Source organism: Streptomyces sp. NPDC005820 (assembly GCF_040630255.1).
Taxonomy (GTDB): domain Bacteria; phylum Actinomycetota; class Actinomycetes; order Streptomycetales; family Streptomycetaceae; genus Streptomyces.
This window is the reverse complement of record NZ_JBEXXE010000054.1, coordinates 1-17,679: the sequence shown is the minus strand read 5'-3', so window position 1 is coordinate 17,679 and position 17,679 is coordinate 1. Positions and strand designations below refer to the sequence as shown.

Below are 17,679 nucleotides of genomic sequence, written 5' to 3'. Positions count from 1 at the left end.
CTGCTCAGTGCTGTGTTGGCGACTCCAGCCACGCGGTGAGCGCCCACCACCAGTGCAGGGCGGCGAGCGGGCCGCCGTCGCCGCCGGTGAGGGAGGCCGAGGTGATCTGGCGGAGCCGGCCGAGACGGTAGCGGACGGTGTTGGGATGGGTGAACAGGGCCGCCGCCGTCTGGTCCAGCCGTCGCCCGTTGTCGAGGAACGCCAGTGCCGTGAGGGCGAGTTGGCGGTGGAAGTCGTCCGCGGGATCCAGGCCGCCGAGGAGCCTGTGGCTCAACAGTCCACCCAGGTAGGGCTGTTCGGCCAGCGCGATGAGGCCGGCGAAGTCCGTGATGTCGTAGAGTCCGTGCAGGCCCTGCTGCCGTCCGAGGTCGACGGCGCGCACCAACAGTCGGTACAGTCCCGGTAGTTCGGGCAGGGCGGCGGCGGGCGCGACCACCACGAGCGCCTCCGGCGCGATCTCCCCGGCCTCCGGCGGGCGCGGCCCGAGGCCGGCCGTGCGGCCGTCGAGCGGCACGGTCGCCACCCGCGCCGACCGCACCGCGCGCGCGGGCGCGGCGACCAGACAGTGGTAGCGGCCCTCGGCGTCCGCATGGACCCCGGCCCGCGCCAACTCCTCCGCCCGTGGCGCGACTTCACCGAGCAGGGCCTGACGCAGCAACCGGGTCCGTACGGCGTCCAGCGCGCGCGGCGCGTCGTGCTCGGCGGCCCGGTAGCCGTGGATCACCTGCCGTTCCACCGCGGCGCCGTACTCCTGCAACCGCAGCACCAGCGACAGCAGGGCCCGGTCCGGTACGCCCGCCGAACGGCAGCGGTCCACGACGATCTCGGCCACCCGGGCCAGCGCCGCCTGCACACCCCGCAGCACGACCGTCATCGGCACGCCCTGCACGGCACGGTCGGCGCCCAGCAACAGGGCGGCGGTGAAGTCCTGTTCGTCGACCGGCCCGGCCTTCTCGGGCGCCGTGAACCACGGGGCCGCCGCCCGCAGCACCGCCGTCACGTGCGAGCGGGTCGCCTCCTCCGTCAGCCGGGACAGCTCGGGGGAGCGGCTGCGGGCCGCGCGCGCGAGCTCGCCGTACACGTCCGGGTCGTCGGCCATGCCCCGCAGCACCGCCGTGACCGGTTCCGATCCGCGTACGACCGCCATGGTCCCCTCTCCGCCCGGCCGCTGTCTCCGGGCCACAAGCAAGCGGTTGCCGCGTTGGCGCCCGCGCACTACCGCACTGCTGTGACGACCTGGTTTCCTGTTGGGCTACCGACGGTAACAGTGCAGCCGTCCCCGGCGCACCCCTTCTCACGCCACCCATGGACCGACCAAGCCTTTCCCAAGGATCCCTCAAGCGCCGCCACGCATTCCCCAAGTGCCGCCACGCACCCCCCACGTACCGCCCCGCGCACCACCCCCAGTGACGCCTCCAGGAGGGCCCCTCATGGACACCCCCGAAGCCGCCGGAATCACCCGCCGCCACGCCCTCACCGCGGCCGGCGGGGTCGTCGCGGGCGCGACCCTCGCCGCCCACGCCTTCCCGGCCTTCGCCGCCGAGTCGCAGGACGCGGACGCCATCGTCGTGGGCCACGGACTCGCCGGACTGGTCGCCACCGCCGAACTCGCCGCCGCCGGACGCAAGGTGCTCCTCCTCGACCAGGAACCCGAGGCGAGCATCGGCGGCCAGGCCTTCTGGTCCTTCGGCGGACTGTTCTTCGTCAACTCCGACGAACAGCGCCTGATGGGCGTCAAGGACACCTACGACCTCGCCTGGCAGGACTGGCAGGGCGCGGCCGGCTTCGACCGGGGCGTCGACGACCCCCGGGGCCAGGACTACTGGGCCTACCGATGGGCCAAGGCGTACGTCGAGTTCGCCTCCGGCGAGAAGCGGTCCTGGCTCTCCGGGCTCGGTGTGCAGTGGTTCCCGATCGTCGGCTGGGCCGAGCGCGGCGGCGGCCTCGCCACCGGACACGGCAACTCCGTGCCCCGCTTCCACGTCACCTGGGGCACCGGACCGGCCGTCGTCGAGCCGTTCGAGAAGAAGGTGCGGGCCGCGGTCGACGCGAACAAGGTCACCTTCAGGTTCCGCCACCGCGTCGACGAGATCGTCACCACCGGCGGAGTCGTCACCGGAGTGCGCGGCGCGGTCCTGGAGCCCAGCAGCGCGGCCCGCGGCAAGCCCAGCTCCCGTACGGTCGTCGGTGACTTCGAACTGCGCGCCCCGGTCGTCGTCGTCACCTCCGGCGGCATCGGCGCCAACCACGACCTGGTCCGCCGGAACTGGCCCGCCCGGATGGGCACCCCGCCGTCGTACATGGTCACCGGCGTTCCCGCACACGTCGACGGCCGCATGCTCGCCATCACCGAGAAGGCGGGCGGCCGGATCGTCAACCCGGACCGCATGTGGCACTACACCGAGGGCCTCCGGAACTACGACCCGATCTGGCCGGGCCACGGCATCCGCATCCTGCCCGGCCCCTCCTCGATGTGGTTCGACGCCACCGGCAAGCGCTTCGACACGCCCGACATCCCGGGCTACGACACCCTCCACACCCTGCGGACCATCACCGCCTCCGGCCACGACTACTCCTGGTTCGTCACCACACAGAAGGTCATCGCCAAGGAGTTCGCGCTCTCCGGCTCCGAACAGAACCCCGACCTCACCAACAAGAACGTCTGGCAGCTGCTCTCCCGCATCTGGCAGACCCCCGAGCCGATCGAGAAGTTCAAGAACAAGGGCGAGGACTTCGTCGTCGCCACCACCCTCACCGACCTCGTCGCCGGGATGAACAAGCTCACCGGCGACAACCTCATCGACCTCGCCGACCTCAAGCGGCAGATCGAGGCCCGCGACCGCGAGATCGAGAACCCGTACACCAAGGACGTCCAGGTCATGGGCATCCGCAACGCCCTCGACTACCCCGGCGACACCCTCAGCCGTACGGCGTCCGTCCACCGGATCCTCGACTCCGGTGCGGGACCGCTGATCGCCGTCCGCCTCAACGTCCTCACCCGCAAGACCCTCGGCGGCCTCCAGACCGACCTCTCCGGCCGGGTCCTGGACGCCTCCGGCAACCCCGTGCCCGGTCTGTACGCGGCCGGCGAGGTGGCCGGCTTCGGCGGCGGCGGGGTGCACGGCTACCGCTCCCTGGAGGGCACCTTCCTCGGCGGCTGTCTGTTCTCCGGACGCCAGGCGGGCCGGGCCGCGGCGGAGGCGACCGCGACCTGATTCGTCCTGCGGAACACGTCTCATTGAGCGAGACATGCCGGTGAGTGGCCCGGCTCACATGGTCAAAAAAGTCACTCACCGCCACCATGGGTCCCGTCACCGTCAGGCTGAAGGGGTCCAGGATGTTCCGCAAGGTGCTGGTCGCCAACCGTGGTGAGATCGCGATCCGTGCGTTCCGCGCCGGCTATGAGCTGGGCGCGCGCACGGTCGCCGTCTTCCCGCACGAGGACCGCAACTCACTGCACCGGCTGAAGGCCGACGAAGCCTACGAGATCGGCGAACCCGGGCATCCGGTGCGCGCCTACCTCTCCGTGGAGGAGATCGTGGCCGCCGCCCGCCGGGCGGGCGCCGACGCCGTCTACCCGGGCTACGGGTTCCTCTCCGAGAACCCCGAACTCGCGCGCGCGTGCGAGGAGGCCGGCATCACGTTCGTCGGCCCCGACGCCCGCACCCTCGAGCTGACGGGCAACAAGGCGAGCGCGGTCGCGGCGGCCCGTGAGGCGGGCGTCCCCGTGCTCGGCTCGTCGGCGCCCTCCAACGACATCGACGAACTGGTGCGGGCCGCCGAGGCGATCGGCTTCCCGGTGTTCGTGAAGGCGGTCGCGGGCGGCGGCGGGCGCGGCATGCGGCGCGTCGAGGACCCGGCCGTGCTGCGCGAGTCCATCGAGGCCGCCTCCCGCGAGGCCGCGTCCGCCTTCGGCGACCCGACCGTCTTCCTGGAGAAGGCCGTCGTCGACCCCCGCCACATCGAGGTGCAGATCCTCGCCGACGGCGAGGGCAACGTCATGCACCTCTTCGAGCGCGACTGCTCCGTCCAGCGCCGCCACCAGAAGGTCATCGAGCTGGCCCCCGCGCCCAACCTCGACCCCGAGCTGCGCGAGCGGATCTGCGCCGACGCCGTCCGCTTCGCCCGCCGGATCGGCTACCGCAACGCGGGCACCGTCGAGTTCCTCCTCGACCGCGACGGCAACCACGTCTTCATCGAGATGAACCCGCGCATCCAGGTCGAGCACACGGTCACCGAGGAGGTCACCGACGTCGACCTCGTCCAGGCCCAGCTGCGCATCGCCTCCGGCGAGACCCTCGCCGACCTCGGTCTCTCCCAGGAGACGGTCACCCTGCGCGGTGCGGCCCTGCAGTGCCGTATCACCACCGAGGACCCCGCCAACGGCTTCCGCCCCGACACCGGCCGCATCAGCGCCTACCGCTCCCCGGGCGGCTCCGGCATCCGGCTCGACGGCGGAACCACCCACGCCGGTACGGAGATCAGCGCCCACTTCGACTCCATGCTGGTCAAGCTCACCTGCCGGGGCCGCGACCTCGAGGCCGCCATCCGGCGCGCCCGGCGTGCCGTCGCCGAGTTCCGCATCCGCGGCGTGGCCACCAACATCCCGTTCCTCCAGGCCGTCCTGGACGACGCCGACTTCCAGGCCGGACGGGTCACCACCTCGTTCATCGAGCAGCGCCCGCATCTGCTGACCGCCCGCTCCTCCGCCGACCGCGGCACCAAGCTGCTCACCTACCTCGCCGACGTCACCGTCAACAAGCCGCACGGCGAGCGCCCCGAGCTGATCGAGCCCACCACCAAGCTGCCCCCGCTGCCGGCCGACGAGCCGCCGGCCGGTTCCCGGCAGCGGCTGGTCCAGCTCGGCCCCGAGGGCTTCGCCCGCTGGCTGCGCGAGTCCCCGACCATCGGCGTCACCGACACGACCTTCCGCGACGCCCACCAGTCCCTGCTGGCCACCCGGGTGCGCACCAAGGACCTCCTCGCCTCCGCCCCGCTGGTCGCCCGCACCCTGCCGAACCTGCTCTCCCTGGAGTGCTGGGGCGGCGCCACCTACGACGTCGCCCTGCGGTTCCTCGCCGAGGACCCCTGGGAGCGGCTGGCCGCCCTGCGCGAGGCCGTCCCCAACATCTGCCTCCAGATGCTGCTGCGCGGCCGCAACACCGTCGGCTACACCCCGTACCCGACCGAGGTGACCGACGCCTTCGTCCAGGAGGCCGCCGCCACCGGCATCGACATCTTCCGCATCTTCGACGCCCTCAACGACGTCGGCCAGATGCGCCCCGCCATCGACGCCGTACGGGAGACGGGCACCGCGATCGCCGAGGTCGCCCTCTGCTACACCTCCGACCTGTCCGACCCGAACGAGCGCCTCTACACCCTCGACTACTACCTGCGGCTCGCCGAGCAGATCGTCGAGGCCGGCGCGCACGTCCTGGCCGTCAAGGACATGGCGGGCCTGCTGCGGGCCCCCGCCGCCGCCAAGCTGGTCTCGGCGCTGCGCCGCGAGTTCGACCTGCCGGTCCACCTGCACACCCACGACACCGCCGGCGGCCAGCTCGCCACCTACCTCGCCGCCATCCAGGCGGGCGCGGACGCGGTGGACGGCGCGGTGGCCTCCATGGCCGGGACGACCTCCCAGCCCTCGCTGTCGGCGATCGTCGCCGCCACCGACCACTCCGAGCGCCCCACCGGCCTCGACCTCCAGGCCGTCGGCGACCTCGAGCCGTACTGGGAGAGCGTCCGCCGCATCTACGCCCCGTTCGAGGCGGGCCTCGCCTCCCCCACCGGGCGCGTCTACCACCACGAGATCCCCGGCGGCCAGCTCTCCAACCTGCGCACCCAGGCCGTCGCGCTCGGCCTCGGCGACCGCTTCGAGGACATCGAGGCCATGTACGCCGCCGCCGACCGCATCCTCGGCCACCTGGTCAAGGTCACCCCCTCCTCCAAGGTGGTCGGCGACCTCGCCCTGCACCTGGTCGGCGCCGGGGTCTCCCCGCAGGACTTCGAGGCGGCCCCCAACCGCTACGACATCCCCGACTCCGTCATCGGCTTCCTGCGCGGCGAGCTCGGCACCCCGCCCGGCGGCTGGCCCGAGCCGTTCCGCAGCAAGGCCCTCGAGGGCCGTGCCGACGCCAAGCCGGTCAACGACCTCACCGCCGAGGACCGCGACGGACTGGAGAAGTCCCGCCGCGCCACCCTCAACCGGCTGCTGTTCCCCGCCCCGACCCGTGAGTTCGAGGCCCACCGCCAGGCGTTCGGCGACACCAGCGTCCTGGACAGCAAGGACTTCTTCTACGGTCTGCGCCCGGGCAAGGAGTACTCCGTCGACCTGGAACCCGGCGTCCGGCTGCTGATCGAGCTCCAGGCCGTCGGCGAGGCCGACGAACGCGGACTGCGCACGGTGATGTCCAGCCTCAACGGCCAGCTGCGGCCCATCCAGGTCCGCGACAAGGCGGCGGCCTCCGACATCCCGGTGACGGAGAAGGCCGACCGCGCCAACCCCGGCCATGTCGCCGCCCCCTTCGCGGGTGTGGTGACCCTGGCCGTCGCCGAGGGCGACGAGGTCGCGGCCGGCGCCACGGTCGCCACCATCGAGGCGATGAAGATGGAGGCCACCATCACCGCGCCCAAGGCCGGACGGGTCAGCAGGCTCGCCATCAACCGGATCCAGCAGGTGGAGGGCGGCGACCTGCTGGTGGTCGTCGACTGAGCGGACGGCCGCCGGTGGGGTCACTCACCGGCGGCCACGTACCGTTCCTCCGGGAAGTCCTCGTCCGACTCGTCCAGCTCCACCTTTCCGGACACGTCGACCCGTACCCCCTGCGGCTCCAGGGCCTGCTGGATCCGCCCCGCCATCTCGTCCGACAGATAGTGGTGGTGCAGGTCCAGCTCCTCCAGATGCACCAGCGGCTGCCCGGCCAGCAGGGCCTCGGCGCCGGTGTCCGTGAGAATGCCGCGGCCCAGGTGCAGCGCCGTCAGCCGGGCCACCACCGGGGCGGAGGCGACGGCGGCGGCCACCTCGTCCTGGATGTCGGCGTTCTGCAGGCCCAGCCGGCGCAGCGCGGGCAGCCCCGAGCCGTCCAGGACCGGCGCCAGATCCTGCAGGGTGGCGGTACGGCCGTAGTCCTCCGCGCCCAGCCACAGGTCCAGGTGCTCCAGAGCGGGCAGCTCCGAGGCGGCGAGCCCGTGCAGCACCTCGGCGGGCAGCCCGCCGTTCTCGAACCGCAGAACCCGCAGATGCTCATGGCGCAGCGGACCGAACCGCACTCCCGGCTCGTCCCCGTAGCCGCCGTTCGAGCCACGCACCGCCAGCTCCCGCAGGCGGGGGTAGGCCTCGAGGAACGGGCTGACGTCACCCTGGACGATCCAGGACAGCTCCGACTCCTCGAAGTTCAGGTCGGCGAGATAGAGGGCCTCAAGACCGGTCAGCCGGTCGGCCGCCCGGGCCAGCAGCTCGGCCGCCTCGGCCGGGTCGCAGCCGTCCGGTTCGCTGCCGTAGGCACCCCCGCCGAGGACCAGGGCGCGCACCTCGGCCGGATCGACCGTGTCCAGGAAGCGGTCCCAGTGTTCGTCGAAGTCCTCCTCGTCCACGCTGAGCCCGCTGGAGAGCTTCCAGGCGACCGAACCGGCCGCCGGCAACGGCGCTCCCGCGGCCTTGGGCTGCGGGAACAGATGGACCGGCAGACCGTGCAGTTCCTTGATGTGGGCGAGGGACACCGCGGGTTTCCTTCCGAGCGCGACGACGGCCGGCCCCCCGGGGCCCCGGCCAGTGCGCCGCTCTTTCTACCAGTGCCCCACGACACCCGCCGCCGGGTAGTCCTGCCCCTGCGGGCAGCTGTTCTGCCCTCGCGTCCGGTGACACCGGACCGGCCACGGGCTACCGTCCGCCCGTGAACAACTGCACACTCCCCGCGGAGCTCCACGCGTGAGCGAAGAGCACGCCGTCGACACCCCCGTGCGGGAGACCGAGCCCGGAACTCCGGAGCGGGTCCCGCCCCCCAAGCCCCGCCGACGCGGTCCCGGACCCGTCGTCTTCCTGGTCCTCCCCGGACTGCTCACCCTCTCCGCCGTCGCCGGAGTCCTGGCCCTGACCGGTGGCCTCCCCGACGACTGGACCCCGGGAGGCGGCACCCAGCAGGACGCGGTGGCCGGCGTCAACGACACCTACGGCCCCTGGCTGCGCAAGGCCGCCGACGCCTGCAACGTCGTCACCGCGTCCGTCCTCGCCGCCCAGATCGACCAGCTCACCGGCTGGAACAACGCCACGGCCGGTCCCTCCGGCGGGCAGGGCATCGCCGCCTTCACCGACGCGCAGTGGCGGACCTGGGGCAAGGACGACGACGGCAACGGCACGTCCTCGCCCGGCGATCCGGCCGACGCGATCATGGCGCTCGGCCGCCAGGACTGCTCCCTCGCCCGAAAGGTCACCGACCTCAGAACCGACGGAACCGTCAACGGGGACCTGGTCGACCTCACCCTCGCCGCCTACGCCGTCGGCACGGACGCGGTGGAGCAGGAGGGGCGCGTCCCCGCCGACGCGACGACCTACCTCACCGAGGTCAAGGCGCTGTTCGCGAAGTACGCCGACTTCGACCGCGAGGACCCGAGCGGCGGCGCGGCCGGCGCCCAGGCCGACGCCATCCTCGCCCCGCCCGTCACCACCCTCACCATCACCTCCCCCTACGGCTCCCGCAAACACCCCCTCACCGGCGTCACCAAGCTGCACACCGGCGTGGACTTCGGCGCGCCCCAGGGCGCCCAGGTCTCCGCGGCCCGCGCGGGCACGGTCGTCTTCGCGGCCATGACCAAGGCCTACGGCAACCGGGTCGTCGTCGACCACGGCACCATCGAGGGCAAGCGGCTGCAGACGACGTACAGCCATCTCTCCCGGATCGACGTCACCGCCGGCCAGAGCGTGCAGACCGGCACCCCCGTCGGACGGGTCGGCTCCACCGGCCTGTCCACCGGCCCGCATCTGCACTTCGAGGTGATCTACGACGGCTACTACACCGACCCGCAGCCCTGGCTCGCGCCCTCCGGCTGACGGGACGTCGGCCGGAGGGCGGCCGGCTCAGGCCGTGAGCCGGTTGCCGATGGACCGGGCCACGTCGGTGTGGGAGAGGTATTCCACGATGCTGTGGGCCCGGTCGCGGGCGTTGAGGACGGCGAGGTCGACGAGGCCGTCCGCCCAGTCGTCGCCCAGGGGGCAGCCGATGGCCACGGCGTCCGTCGGGCACCAGGCGTTGAGCCAGTCCGCCACCTTGTCCGGACGCTTCGGCCCGCCGACCAGCAGCCGGTTGTACACGCTGTCCAGCCCGAGGGGGCTGCCCGCCGTGGTCAGATGGACGACGTTCACGCCCGGGGACAGCCGGGTGATGAGATCGAGGGCCACGACCGTGCCGAGGCTGTGACCGACGAGGACCACGTCTCCCGAGTCCGGCACCGTCTCCAGCACACAGTTCAGGACCTCGTCCCGGACGGGCCGGTCGGCGTCCAGGTACGCGGCCACGTCGCGGAAGACGAGGGCGATGGCCCAGGCGTCGAGGTCGCTCCTGGCGGCCAGCCAGCTCAGCCGTCGGTGCAGGGCCCCGACGACGTCCCCGAGGCCGATGCGCTCGGTGGCCGGCTGATGGTCCTGCGGCATGTCCCACTTGGCGGCCGCCTCGCCGAGCAACTCCTCGTACACCGCGCGGGCGGACGGCGAGGAGGGGGCGACCACCTCCGCCGCCGTGGCACCGGCCGCCTCGACCGTACGGGGTACGGCCTCGTGCGTCTTGAGCGCCTGGACGAGGGTGTCGCCGTAGTAGGGGAACCAGATGTCCTCCGGGTCGACGGGCGCGAGCCCCGCCCGCACGAGCCCCTGGTTGAGACCGGCGGCCCACTCTCGGCGGAGGTCCGCCGGTTCGTGCTCCTCCTGGGAACGGCCGTGCAGGAAGACCAGATGCCGGTTGCCGCCGAAGGCCCCCGCACGGGCGCGCAGGCCCGTGAGCACCGGCGCCCGCTCGGCGACGGGAAGCGGTGTCGCCGTGGGTGTCGCCGAGGGTGTCGCCGTGGGCGCGGCGGCGGGCGCGGCCGTGGCGGGGGCCGCGGCCTGCGCCTGGACCAGACCCGACTCGGGGCCCATCTCCTCCAGCGGCGACGGCCGCGCGGTACGCGGCAGCGCCGCGAGATGCCGGAGAACGGAACTGATGCGGACGCCTTCGTTGGCCACCCAGTCGATGGCGTCGTCGCCGTCCCCCGGCCGCCACACCTGACCGTCGGTGCGCAGCACCCGGCCCTGCTCGTCCGTTCTGGGCACCCCGCTGTGGTGCAGCGCGACGACCTCCCACTGGTCGTTGAAGACCGGGGAACCCGAGTTTCCGGGCTCGGTGTCCGTCTTGTAGTGGAGGAAGTCGTCCAGACGCACCTGGAGCGTGTTGTCGCGTACGGCGATCTCCTTCAGCCGCCCCATCGGGTGGCCCACGACATTGACGGGTTCGCCGATCACCAGCTTCCCCGGCTGGGCGCTCAGCCGGTTCCAGCCGAACGCCTCCCCGGGCGGCCGTCCGTCCGGGCCCGGGACGAGCAGCACCAGGGCGTAGTCGAGGCGTTCGTCCGCCGTGAAGAACCCGTCCGGGTCGAGGGCCAGCCGGATCGGTGCCTGCGGCGCGTTGTCGATGCTGACCTGCGCGTCGAACTCCACGAAGCACTGCCGGGCGGTGTCCGCGTCGGGCAGGACGTGATGGTTGGTCATCAGCAGCCGCGGCGACACCAGGAAGCCGGTGCCGAGCGGAAGCTCGCGCCCGTTCTCCCGCACCGAGATCCGGGCCACGGTCCGGGCCGCCCGGGCGCCACGCGGCAGGAAGCTCCAGGCCTGCAGTTCCGTGGACACCCCGAGGATGCGTTCGTACGCCGCGCCCGCGGCCAGCGGTTCGGCGCGGACGGCCTCCACCGCCAGCGCGGGGGACACCGCGTTCCGGTCGAGCAGCCGGGCCGCGCGGGCCGCCAGCGCCTGTTCCGAGTCGGGGAAGGTGACACCGGCGTCCTGCTGCCGCTCGACCGCCCGTCGCTCCTGCGTGGTCTCGTCGTACCGCGCGGCGGCCGCCTCATTCTGGCGCCGGCGCTCCTCGCGGGTCCTGTCCGCCGTATCCATGTCAGTCCACCGTCCTTCCAGCGGTGTGCCACGGTTCGAAGGCGTTCTTCAGCCCCGCCAGAGCCGTGCGCAGCTCGGGGTGGTGGCGCAGCAGCACCGTGCTCATGCTGTTGTCGTCGATCCAGGCCATGCCGGCCCGGGAGTACACCTCGGGTGTGTAGTACTCGGTGAAGAAGCGGTCGCTGTTCAGCCGGCGCGAGGCCATCAGGATGAAGATGCGGAACGCCGTGTCACTGAAGGCGAAACCGGCCGGCAGCTTCTCCGCGTACAGCCCGACCATGAGGTCGACCTTCTCGATGTCGCCGTCGTAGACCTGCTCGATCTGCCGCGCCCATTCCTCGTCGTGCGTCAGCTCCGCGAAGGAGCCGGCCGGCTTCAGGCGCAGCAGCCGCCGGAACTCGTTGTAGCGGGGGACGCCCAGCTCGCGGGAGCGCAGGATGTCGGTGGCGGCGAGGTCCTGGAGGTGGCCGTCCGGGCGTTCGAACTCCTGCAGGAACCTGGGGAAGTTGTGCAGGGTGACCAGTCCGGGGTGCAGGGTGCCGAAGCTGTAGAGCAGATCCGCCATCCCGGTGGTCTCCAGGACCTTCAGGGCCCCGGGCCCCGAGATGTCCCGCAGGGTGCAGTGGCGCAGCGACCCGTCGTCGTCGGCCGAGCGCAGATGCCACTCGTCCCGGATCAGCGGATGCATACGGTAGACCGCGACGAACTCCTCGGTGAGGGAGTACGGGACGCCGTAGTGGTCGGTCTCACCGCCCGGGATGCCGCTGATCACCTCGCTGTCGCTGATCCGGCCGAACAGCCGGTGGACGCGCTCGCCCGCGATGCCCCACCAGTTGGCCCGCAGGGCCGTCACGGTGGTGGGGTGGCTGATCACGGCCGGGGTCCACTCCACGGTGTGGATCTTGGCCAGCAGTGCGGCGTTGACCAGCCTGGCCCGCTGGAACAGCTCCTCGTCGCCCCACGAGGGGTACGCCCCGTGGAGATGGTCGCAGATCGCGTTGTGCTCCCGGGTGAACAGGTCGTGCATCATGGCCAGACCCAGCCAGAAGCCGGGGACGCGCGACGGATCGCGGGAGGGGTCCGAGGGGATCGGGGACTGCTCGTCGTCCCACAGGTGCAGCCTGCCCAGCTCACCGGTGCGCATCAGCCGCTGTTCCGTCTCGTTCGTGCCGTAGATCTGCGAGGCGTCCCACCAGTGCGAGGAGACGTTCACCCGGGTGTCGGGCGTCCCGGCGGGCGCCGACGGGTCACGGGTCGGGTCGTCGGGGGTGCGCATGATCCGCATGGGCTGTTCCGGCCAGGGGTCGTCGTCCATCAGGGGCACTTCCCAGGGCCGGTCCTCGGGGCTCGTCCCATGGCTGAACCAGTCGCGGACCATGAACTGCAGCCAGGCGGCGACCAGCGAGTTCACCGACTCCGCCGGCGTCAGCGCCTCCCGGGTGAGCAGGGCGCGGCTGACCTCGCGCGGACTCGGCTGGGCGAGGACGTCCTCGGGGGCGGCCGGGGCGATGCGGTCCAGCGGGATGTTCCGGCCGAAGCGGGTGCCCGCCATGCCCATCCTCGGCTCGTCGAGGTCGTTGTGGCTGCCGTCCGCGGTCCGGTTGACCCGGTGCAGCTCGGAAGGCGGCGCGGGGTCGGGCTGGTTCACGGAGGGGATCGTGCCGGTGTCGTGGAGGTTCTTCTGCCGGAGCCTGACGCGCAGCCCGAGGAGCGTCAGCAGACCGGGCGGCACGGGCAGCTTGTCCCAGCCGATGCGCCGGTCGACGTACTCCGCGCCGGCGGTGACGATCCGCCAGGGCAGCGAGGTGCGGTATCCGGTGGTGGACCGTGGTGCGGGGGGTCGGTGCTTGGTCATCGCGGTGCTCCTTAAGCGGGGAGGATCACTCCTGTCCCCGGTCGGCGAGGATCACATCGCTCGCCTTCTCGCTGATCATGTAGATGGGCAGGGCGACGAAGAACCCGGGAATGCGGGGGAACACCGAGGCGTCGACCACCCGCAGCCGGTCCACCCCGCGCACCCGGAACTCGCTGTCGACGACGGCCGAGGGATCGTCCGCCCGCCCCATCCGGCAGGTGCAGGACGCGTGGTGGCCCCACGCCTCGTCCCGCACGAAGCGGCGCACGTCCTCGTGGCCGCCGACCTCCTTGCCGGGCCACAGTTCCTCGCGGATCACCGGGCCGGCCCTGCGGTTCATGCCGCGCACGAACTCCACGGCGTCGGCCATCGCCTCGAGATCCAGGTCGTCCTTGTCGGTGCCCTCGGCGAAGTAGTGGAAGTTCACCAGCGGGGTGTCCCGGGGGTCGGCGGAGCGCAGCCGCACCCGGCCCCCGGTGTTGTGGGTACGGCTCTTGAGGACGGCCCAGGTGAAACGGTCCCGGTGGCGGGTCAGGTCGAGGGAGTAGCCGGGCCGGTAGCCACGGAAGTCGAAGGGCCCGCCGAAGACGAACAGATCGGGAACGTCCAGCTCCGGGAGGGACTTGCGGGTGATGCCGACGACGGCGCCGTTGGTCGTGTACAGCCCCTCGCCCCGTTGCCACGCCCGGTAGCAGCGGTCCGGCGCGGTGCCGGGCCGCGGCGCGTGGAAGTCGCAGTCCGCGACGACGGGGAACTCCCGGTCCATCCGGCTGACCACGCCCACCTCGTACCGGTCCTGCAGATGCGCGCCCACACCCTGCAGATCGACCCGCACCGGGATGCCGTGCCGGCTCAGCTCCGCACGCGGTCCGATGCCCGACAGCATGAGCAACTGCGGCGAGTTGAACGCCCCGGCCGCCACGATCACCTCGCGGGAGGCGAGGACCCTGCGCAGGACCGGCGGCCCGGCGGCCGGCCCGCTCGCCGGGTCCGCCCGGTAGACGTGCGGCTGGTCCAGGTAGTCGACACCCGTCGCCGCCCCGCTGCCGTCCAGCACCACCCGGGCCGCCAGCGCATGGGTGCGGACCACCAGACGGCCCGGACGGTCCCGCTCCACCGCCCGGACCCGCTCCCGTACCGCGCTGCGCCGCCCGTCCGCCGTGGAGAGCGGGATCTGCCACAGCCCTTGCAGCGCACGCGTCTGCGCCTGCCAGTCGTTGGGGTCGACGAAGGAGCCGAGCCCCTCCAGCGGGGACAGCGGCCGGTCGAGGAAATCGGCCAGCGCGCTCTCCGCGGCGGAGAGGATCACCTTCAGCAACTGCTTGTCCTGGACGATCAGTCCGGGGTCGGCCAGGGCGGTCGGCAGCCAGCCGTCGAAACCGTGCCGCGCGGTGTTGCGGTACCGGCCCGCGAGGAACGGCAGCGCCTTCAGCAGCGCCGTCAGCAGCGGGATCGCGGGCGGCTCCTTGGGCCGGGGCCGGTAGGCGCAGCGCTCCAGCCGCTCGAAGTACCCGCGCATGGCGGTGGAGTTCCAGCTCGGGTCGCCGGTCTCCTCGGCGATCGCGTCCCAGTCGCGGTTGTACGGATAGACCGTGATCAGCGCGTGGTGCGCGGTGCAGCCGCCGACGGTGCCCGCCCGCGGGTAGAGGACGCCTTCCCGGTCCGCGACGAACTTGCCGTCACGTCGCTGCTGCCGCTCGTCCTCGTAGTGCCGTACGAAGTAGTTCCAGCACTGGACCGGGTCCTCGGAGGCGTCGGCGTGGAAGGCGGGGACCAGGTAGGTGTCGTTCTCCGTGGCGCCGCCCGCGTCGAGCAGCAGGGTGCGCCGGCCCGCCGCGGCGAGGTTGGCCGCGAGTGGCCCGCCTCCGGCACCGGCGCCGACGACGACGTAGTCGAAACCCGTCTCGGCCGGGGGAGCCGCATCGGGCCCTGGCAGCCCGGGGGTCATGTCCGCCTGCCCTTGGTGCAGTTGGACGGCGGGAGACCGGCCGTCACGGCCAGGGCGGTGTTGGTGGCCGAGATGAGCGTGGTCAGGATCGCGGTGCGCGGCGGGAGCCGGCCGCTGAGACCGAGCAGGGCCGCCGTCGCGGTGTCGCTGGCGTGGATCAGGATCCCCTCGTGCAGGTCCTCCCGGAGCCGCTCCCCGTGGTGGGTCAGCAGGTCCAGGCCGAGCAGGACGGTGCGGATGCCGAAGAGCCGGAAGGCGTAGACGGCCGCCGGGCTCTGCGGCGCGCGGTCGGGGTCCAGACGCCGGATGAGCAGCTCGGGCGCCAGTAGTCCGGTGGCTCCGTTGAACACGCGGATCGCCGCGAGCGCGTAGAGCGGGGCGGAGCGGGGGACGGCATGCTTCACGGCCATGATCTCTCCTGAAGCTGCGGTGAAACCCCCCTGGAAATGCCCGCATACCAGTCTAGGAAATCCGCTGCTCATCTGCATCTCAGAGCAGGGCCGCATTCAATTGAATTCGACACTTCTGTCCGCCCATTGAATTCTCCCGAGCGGGCACCGGCCGCCCTTTCGGCCTAGTGTGGCAAGAGGGGGGTGAATCGTGTCGTGGCCGACAGACGGGAGAACCGAAATGGGCAAGGTCGCCACCAACAATTTCCAGACCTATCGAGCGGTCGCCAGTTTCGAGCGGGCCAGGGAGGTCGCCCGTACGACGTCACCGTTCACCATCGAGGTCCGCTTCCTCGGCGGACTGACCAGCCATCAGCAGGACGCCTTCGCGGCGGCGGCCGACCGGTGGACCCGGGTCATCGTCGGTGACCTGGACACCGCGGTCGTGGGCGAGGACATCATCGACGATCTGCTGATCGAGGCAGAAGGCGTGACCATCGACGGCCCCGGCCGCATCCTGGGCATGGCCGGACCCACCGATTTCCGCGACGGATCGGCGCAGTTCGGAGCGAATCTGCCGGCCAAGGGCGTGATGCGCTTCGACTCCGCCGATCTGGCCCAGATGGAATCGGAGGGCACTCTCGTCGACGTGATCACCCACGAAATGGGGCACGTCTGCGGCTTCGGCATCCTCTGGACGCAGTTCGGCCTCCTCAAGGGCGCCGGTACGAAGAACCCCACCTTCGTGGGCCTGGGCGCCATGTCCGAGTTCGCCTCACTCCTCGGCGAAATCGAACCCGTCCCGGTACCGGTCGCGAATTTCGGCGGTCCCGGCACCCAGGAAAGCCACTGGCGTGAGGCCGTCTTCGTCAACGAACTCATGTCGCCGTTCATCTCCGGCGCGGGCAACCCGCTGAGCCGGATGACCGCCGCGAGCCTCGGCGACCTGGGCTACACGGTCGACCTCGAGGGCGCCGAACCCTACAGCCTCCCGGATCTGCTCCAGATCGCCCGGGAAGGCGCCCTGGTACCGCACACCGCGCCGATCGGCGACGGCATGATGCTCCCCGTCGTCCCCACCCGGCTGCCCGCCGCGACGCCCTAGGTGTATTGATCACGAGCGTTGTTGACACTCGTGGGGTGCTTGATCATGGCGAAGACCTCCGGTGTGGTGGAGCTGTCTAGGACCGCACCGCACGGAGGTCTTCGTGTCCCACCGTAATGCCCGGCTGACCGTTCACGGCAGGCGGCTGCTCGTCGAACGTGTCTCCGGTGGCCGCCCGGTTGCCCATGTCGCGGCCGAGATGGGCATCTCCCGCGCCACCGCCCACAAGTGGATCCGCCGCTGGCGGACCGAGGGCGAGCAGGGACTGCGCGACCGGCCCAGCCGTCCCCTGACGACACCCCACCGCACAGCGGCAGCGACGGAGGCCGACGTGTGCAGGCTGCGGCGGGACCGCAAGCTCGGCCCGGCGCGTATCGGACCGGTCCTGGGCCTGCCCGCCTCGACCGTGCACCGCATCCTGGTCCGGCACGGCTTGAACCGGCTGGCCTTCCTGGACCGGCCCACCGGGCAGGTCATCCGCCGCTACGAACGCGAGCGGCCCGGCGAGCTGGTCCACGTCGACGTGAAGAAGCTCGGCCGGATCCCGGACGGCGGCGGCCACAAGGTCCTGGGCCGCCAGGCCGGCCGGACCCGCCGCAGCGGCGTGGGCTTCGACTACGTCCACTCCGCCGTCGACGACCACTCCCGCCTGGCCTACAGCGAGATCCACGGCGACGAGAAGGCCACCACCTGCGCCGGCTTCCTGCGCCGGGCCGCGGCCTTCTTCCAGACCACGGGCATCGACCGCATCGAGCGGGTCCTGACCGACAACGCCTGGCCCTACCGCAAGAGCTTCGCCTGGCAGCAGGCACTCGCCGACCTCGGCGCGGCCGGCAAACTCACCCGCGCCTACCGGCCCCAGACCAACGGCAAGGTCGAACGCTTCAACCGCACCCTGCTCGACGAATGGGCCTACCTGCGGCCCTACACCAGCAACGCCGAACGCACCACGGCCCTGGCAGACTTCCTGCACACCTACAACCACCACCGCTGCCACACCGCACTCGGCGGCCACCCACCCATCACCCGCGTGAACAACCCTGCGGGTCAATACACCTAGGCAGTGTCCGCAAAGTCCCTCCCCCAGAGGGGGTACCCCCAGCCCCGCGACGCCCGGCACGCTCCCCCAGAGGGGGCACCCCCTCTCGCCGTGCCGGGCGAAGCCCCAAGTACATCCAGTACGAGGGTCTCCGCCCGGCACGCCGAGAGCACGCTCCCCCACGCTCGGCTTCGCTCGCGCGGGAGGGG

11 protein-coding genes are annotated in these 17,679 nt (G+C 72.0%); 5 read left to right on the top strand and 6 right to left on the bottom strand.

The annotated features are described in order from the left end of the window. Nucleotides 1-4 precede the first annotated feature (4 nt). Complete coding sequence (locus ABZ464_RS43790) at nt 5-1,147, bottom strand: helix-turn-helix domain-containing protein (protein ID WP_359287512.1); 1,143 nt, start codon at nt 1,145-1,147, stop codon at nt 5-7. A gap of 283 nt (nt 1,148-1,430) precedes the next feature. On the opposite strand from ABZ464_RS43790, the gene ABZ464_RS43785 reads away from it, so the two are divergent. Continuing rightward, a complete protein-coding gene (locus ABZ464_RS43785) occupies nt 1,431-3,215 on the top strand; it encodes an FAD-binding dehydrogenase (protein WP_359287511.1) in 1,785 nt (594 codons plus the stop codon). 122 nt (nt 3,216-3,337) lie between these two features. Further along, nucleotides 3,338-6,712 (top strand): pyruvate carboxylase, encoded by a 3,375-nt coding sequence (locus tag ABZ464_RS43780; protein ID WP_359287510.1) that lies wholly within the window; start codon nt 3,338-3,340, stop codon nt 6,710-6,712. A gap of 20 nt (nt 6,713-6,732) precedes the next feature. On the opposite strand, the gene ABZ464_RS43775 is transcribed toward ABZ464_RS43780, so the two are convergent. Beyond that, nucleotides 6,733-7,719 carry an STM4015 family protein gene (locus ABZ464_RS43775; protein WP_359287509.1) on the bottom strand — a complete coding sequence of 329 codons (987 nt, stop codon included), beginning with the start codon at nt 7,717-7,719 and terminating at the stop codon, nt 6,733-6,735. Nucleotides 7,720-7,927: 208 nt separating this feature from the next. Here ABZ464_RS43775 and ABZ464_RS43770 point away from each other — a divergent pair, with 208 nt between their 5' ends. Continuing rightward, nucleotides 7,928-9,046, top strand: coding sequence for a peptidoglycan DD-metalloendopeptidase family protein (locus ABZ464_RS43770; protein WP_359287508.1), 1,119 nt, complete (start codon nt 7,928-7,930; stop codon nt 9,044-9,046). 27 nt (nt 9,047-9,073) lie between these two features. Here ABZ464_RS43770 and ABZ464_RS43765 read toward each other — a convergent pair whose 3' ends face one another. From ABZ464_RS43765 to ABZ464_RS43750, 4 genes are read right to left on the bottom strand one after another with little or no spacing between them, the layout of a single operon-like run. Beyond that, nucleotides 9,074-11,134, bottom strand: coding sequence for a trypsin-like peptidase domain-containing protein (locus ABZ464_RS43765; RefSeq protein WP_359287507.1), 2,061 nt, complete (start codon nt 11,132-11,134; stop codon nt 9,074-9,076). A gap of 1 nt (nt 11,135) precedes the next feature. Next, nucleotides 11,136-12,989: a peroxidase family protein gene (locus ABZ464_RS43760; protein WP_359287506.1), complete on the bottom strand. Its 1,854-nt coding sequence runs from the start codon at nt 12,987-12,989 to the stop codon at nt 11,136-11,138. A gap of 25 nt (nt 12,990-13,014) precedes the next feature. After that, complete coding sequence (locus ABZ464_RS43755; RefSeq protein WP_359287505.1) at nt 13,015-14,937, bottom strand: GMC oxidoreductase; 1,923 nt, start codon at nt 14,935-14,937, stop codon at nt 13,015-13,017. Continuing rightward, the gene (locus ABZ464_RS43750) at nt 14,934-15,347 is read right to left on the bottom strand and encodes a hypothetical protein (RefSeq protein WP_359287504.1); all 414 of its coding nucleotides are present in this window, start codon (nt 15,345-15,347) and stop codon (nt 14,934-14,936) included. The genes ABZ464_RS43755 and ABZ464_RS43750 overlap by 4 nt, the downstream gene beginning before the upstream one ends. A gap of 220 nt (nt 15,348-15,567) precedes the next feature. Here ABZ464_RS43750 and ABZ464_RS43745 point away from each other — a divergent pair, with 220 nt between their 5' ends. Further along, the gene (locus ABZ464_RS43745; protein WP_359287503.1) at nt 15,568-16,431 is read left to right on the top strand and encodes a peptidase; all 864 of its coding nucleotides are present in this window, start codon (nt 15,568-15,570) and stop codon (nt 16,429-16,431) included. Between the two features lie 103 nt (nt 16,432-16,534). Continuing rightward, a complete protein-coding gene (locus ABZ464_RS43740; RefSeq protein WP_359287502.1) occupies nt 16,535-17,491 on the top strand; it encodes an IS481 family transposase in 957 nt (318 codons plus the stop codon). Nucleotides 17,492-17,679 lie beyond the last annotated feature (188 nt).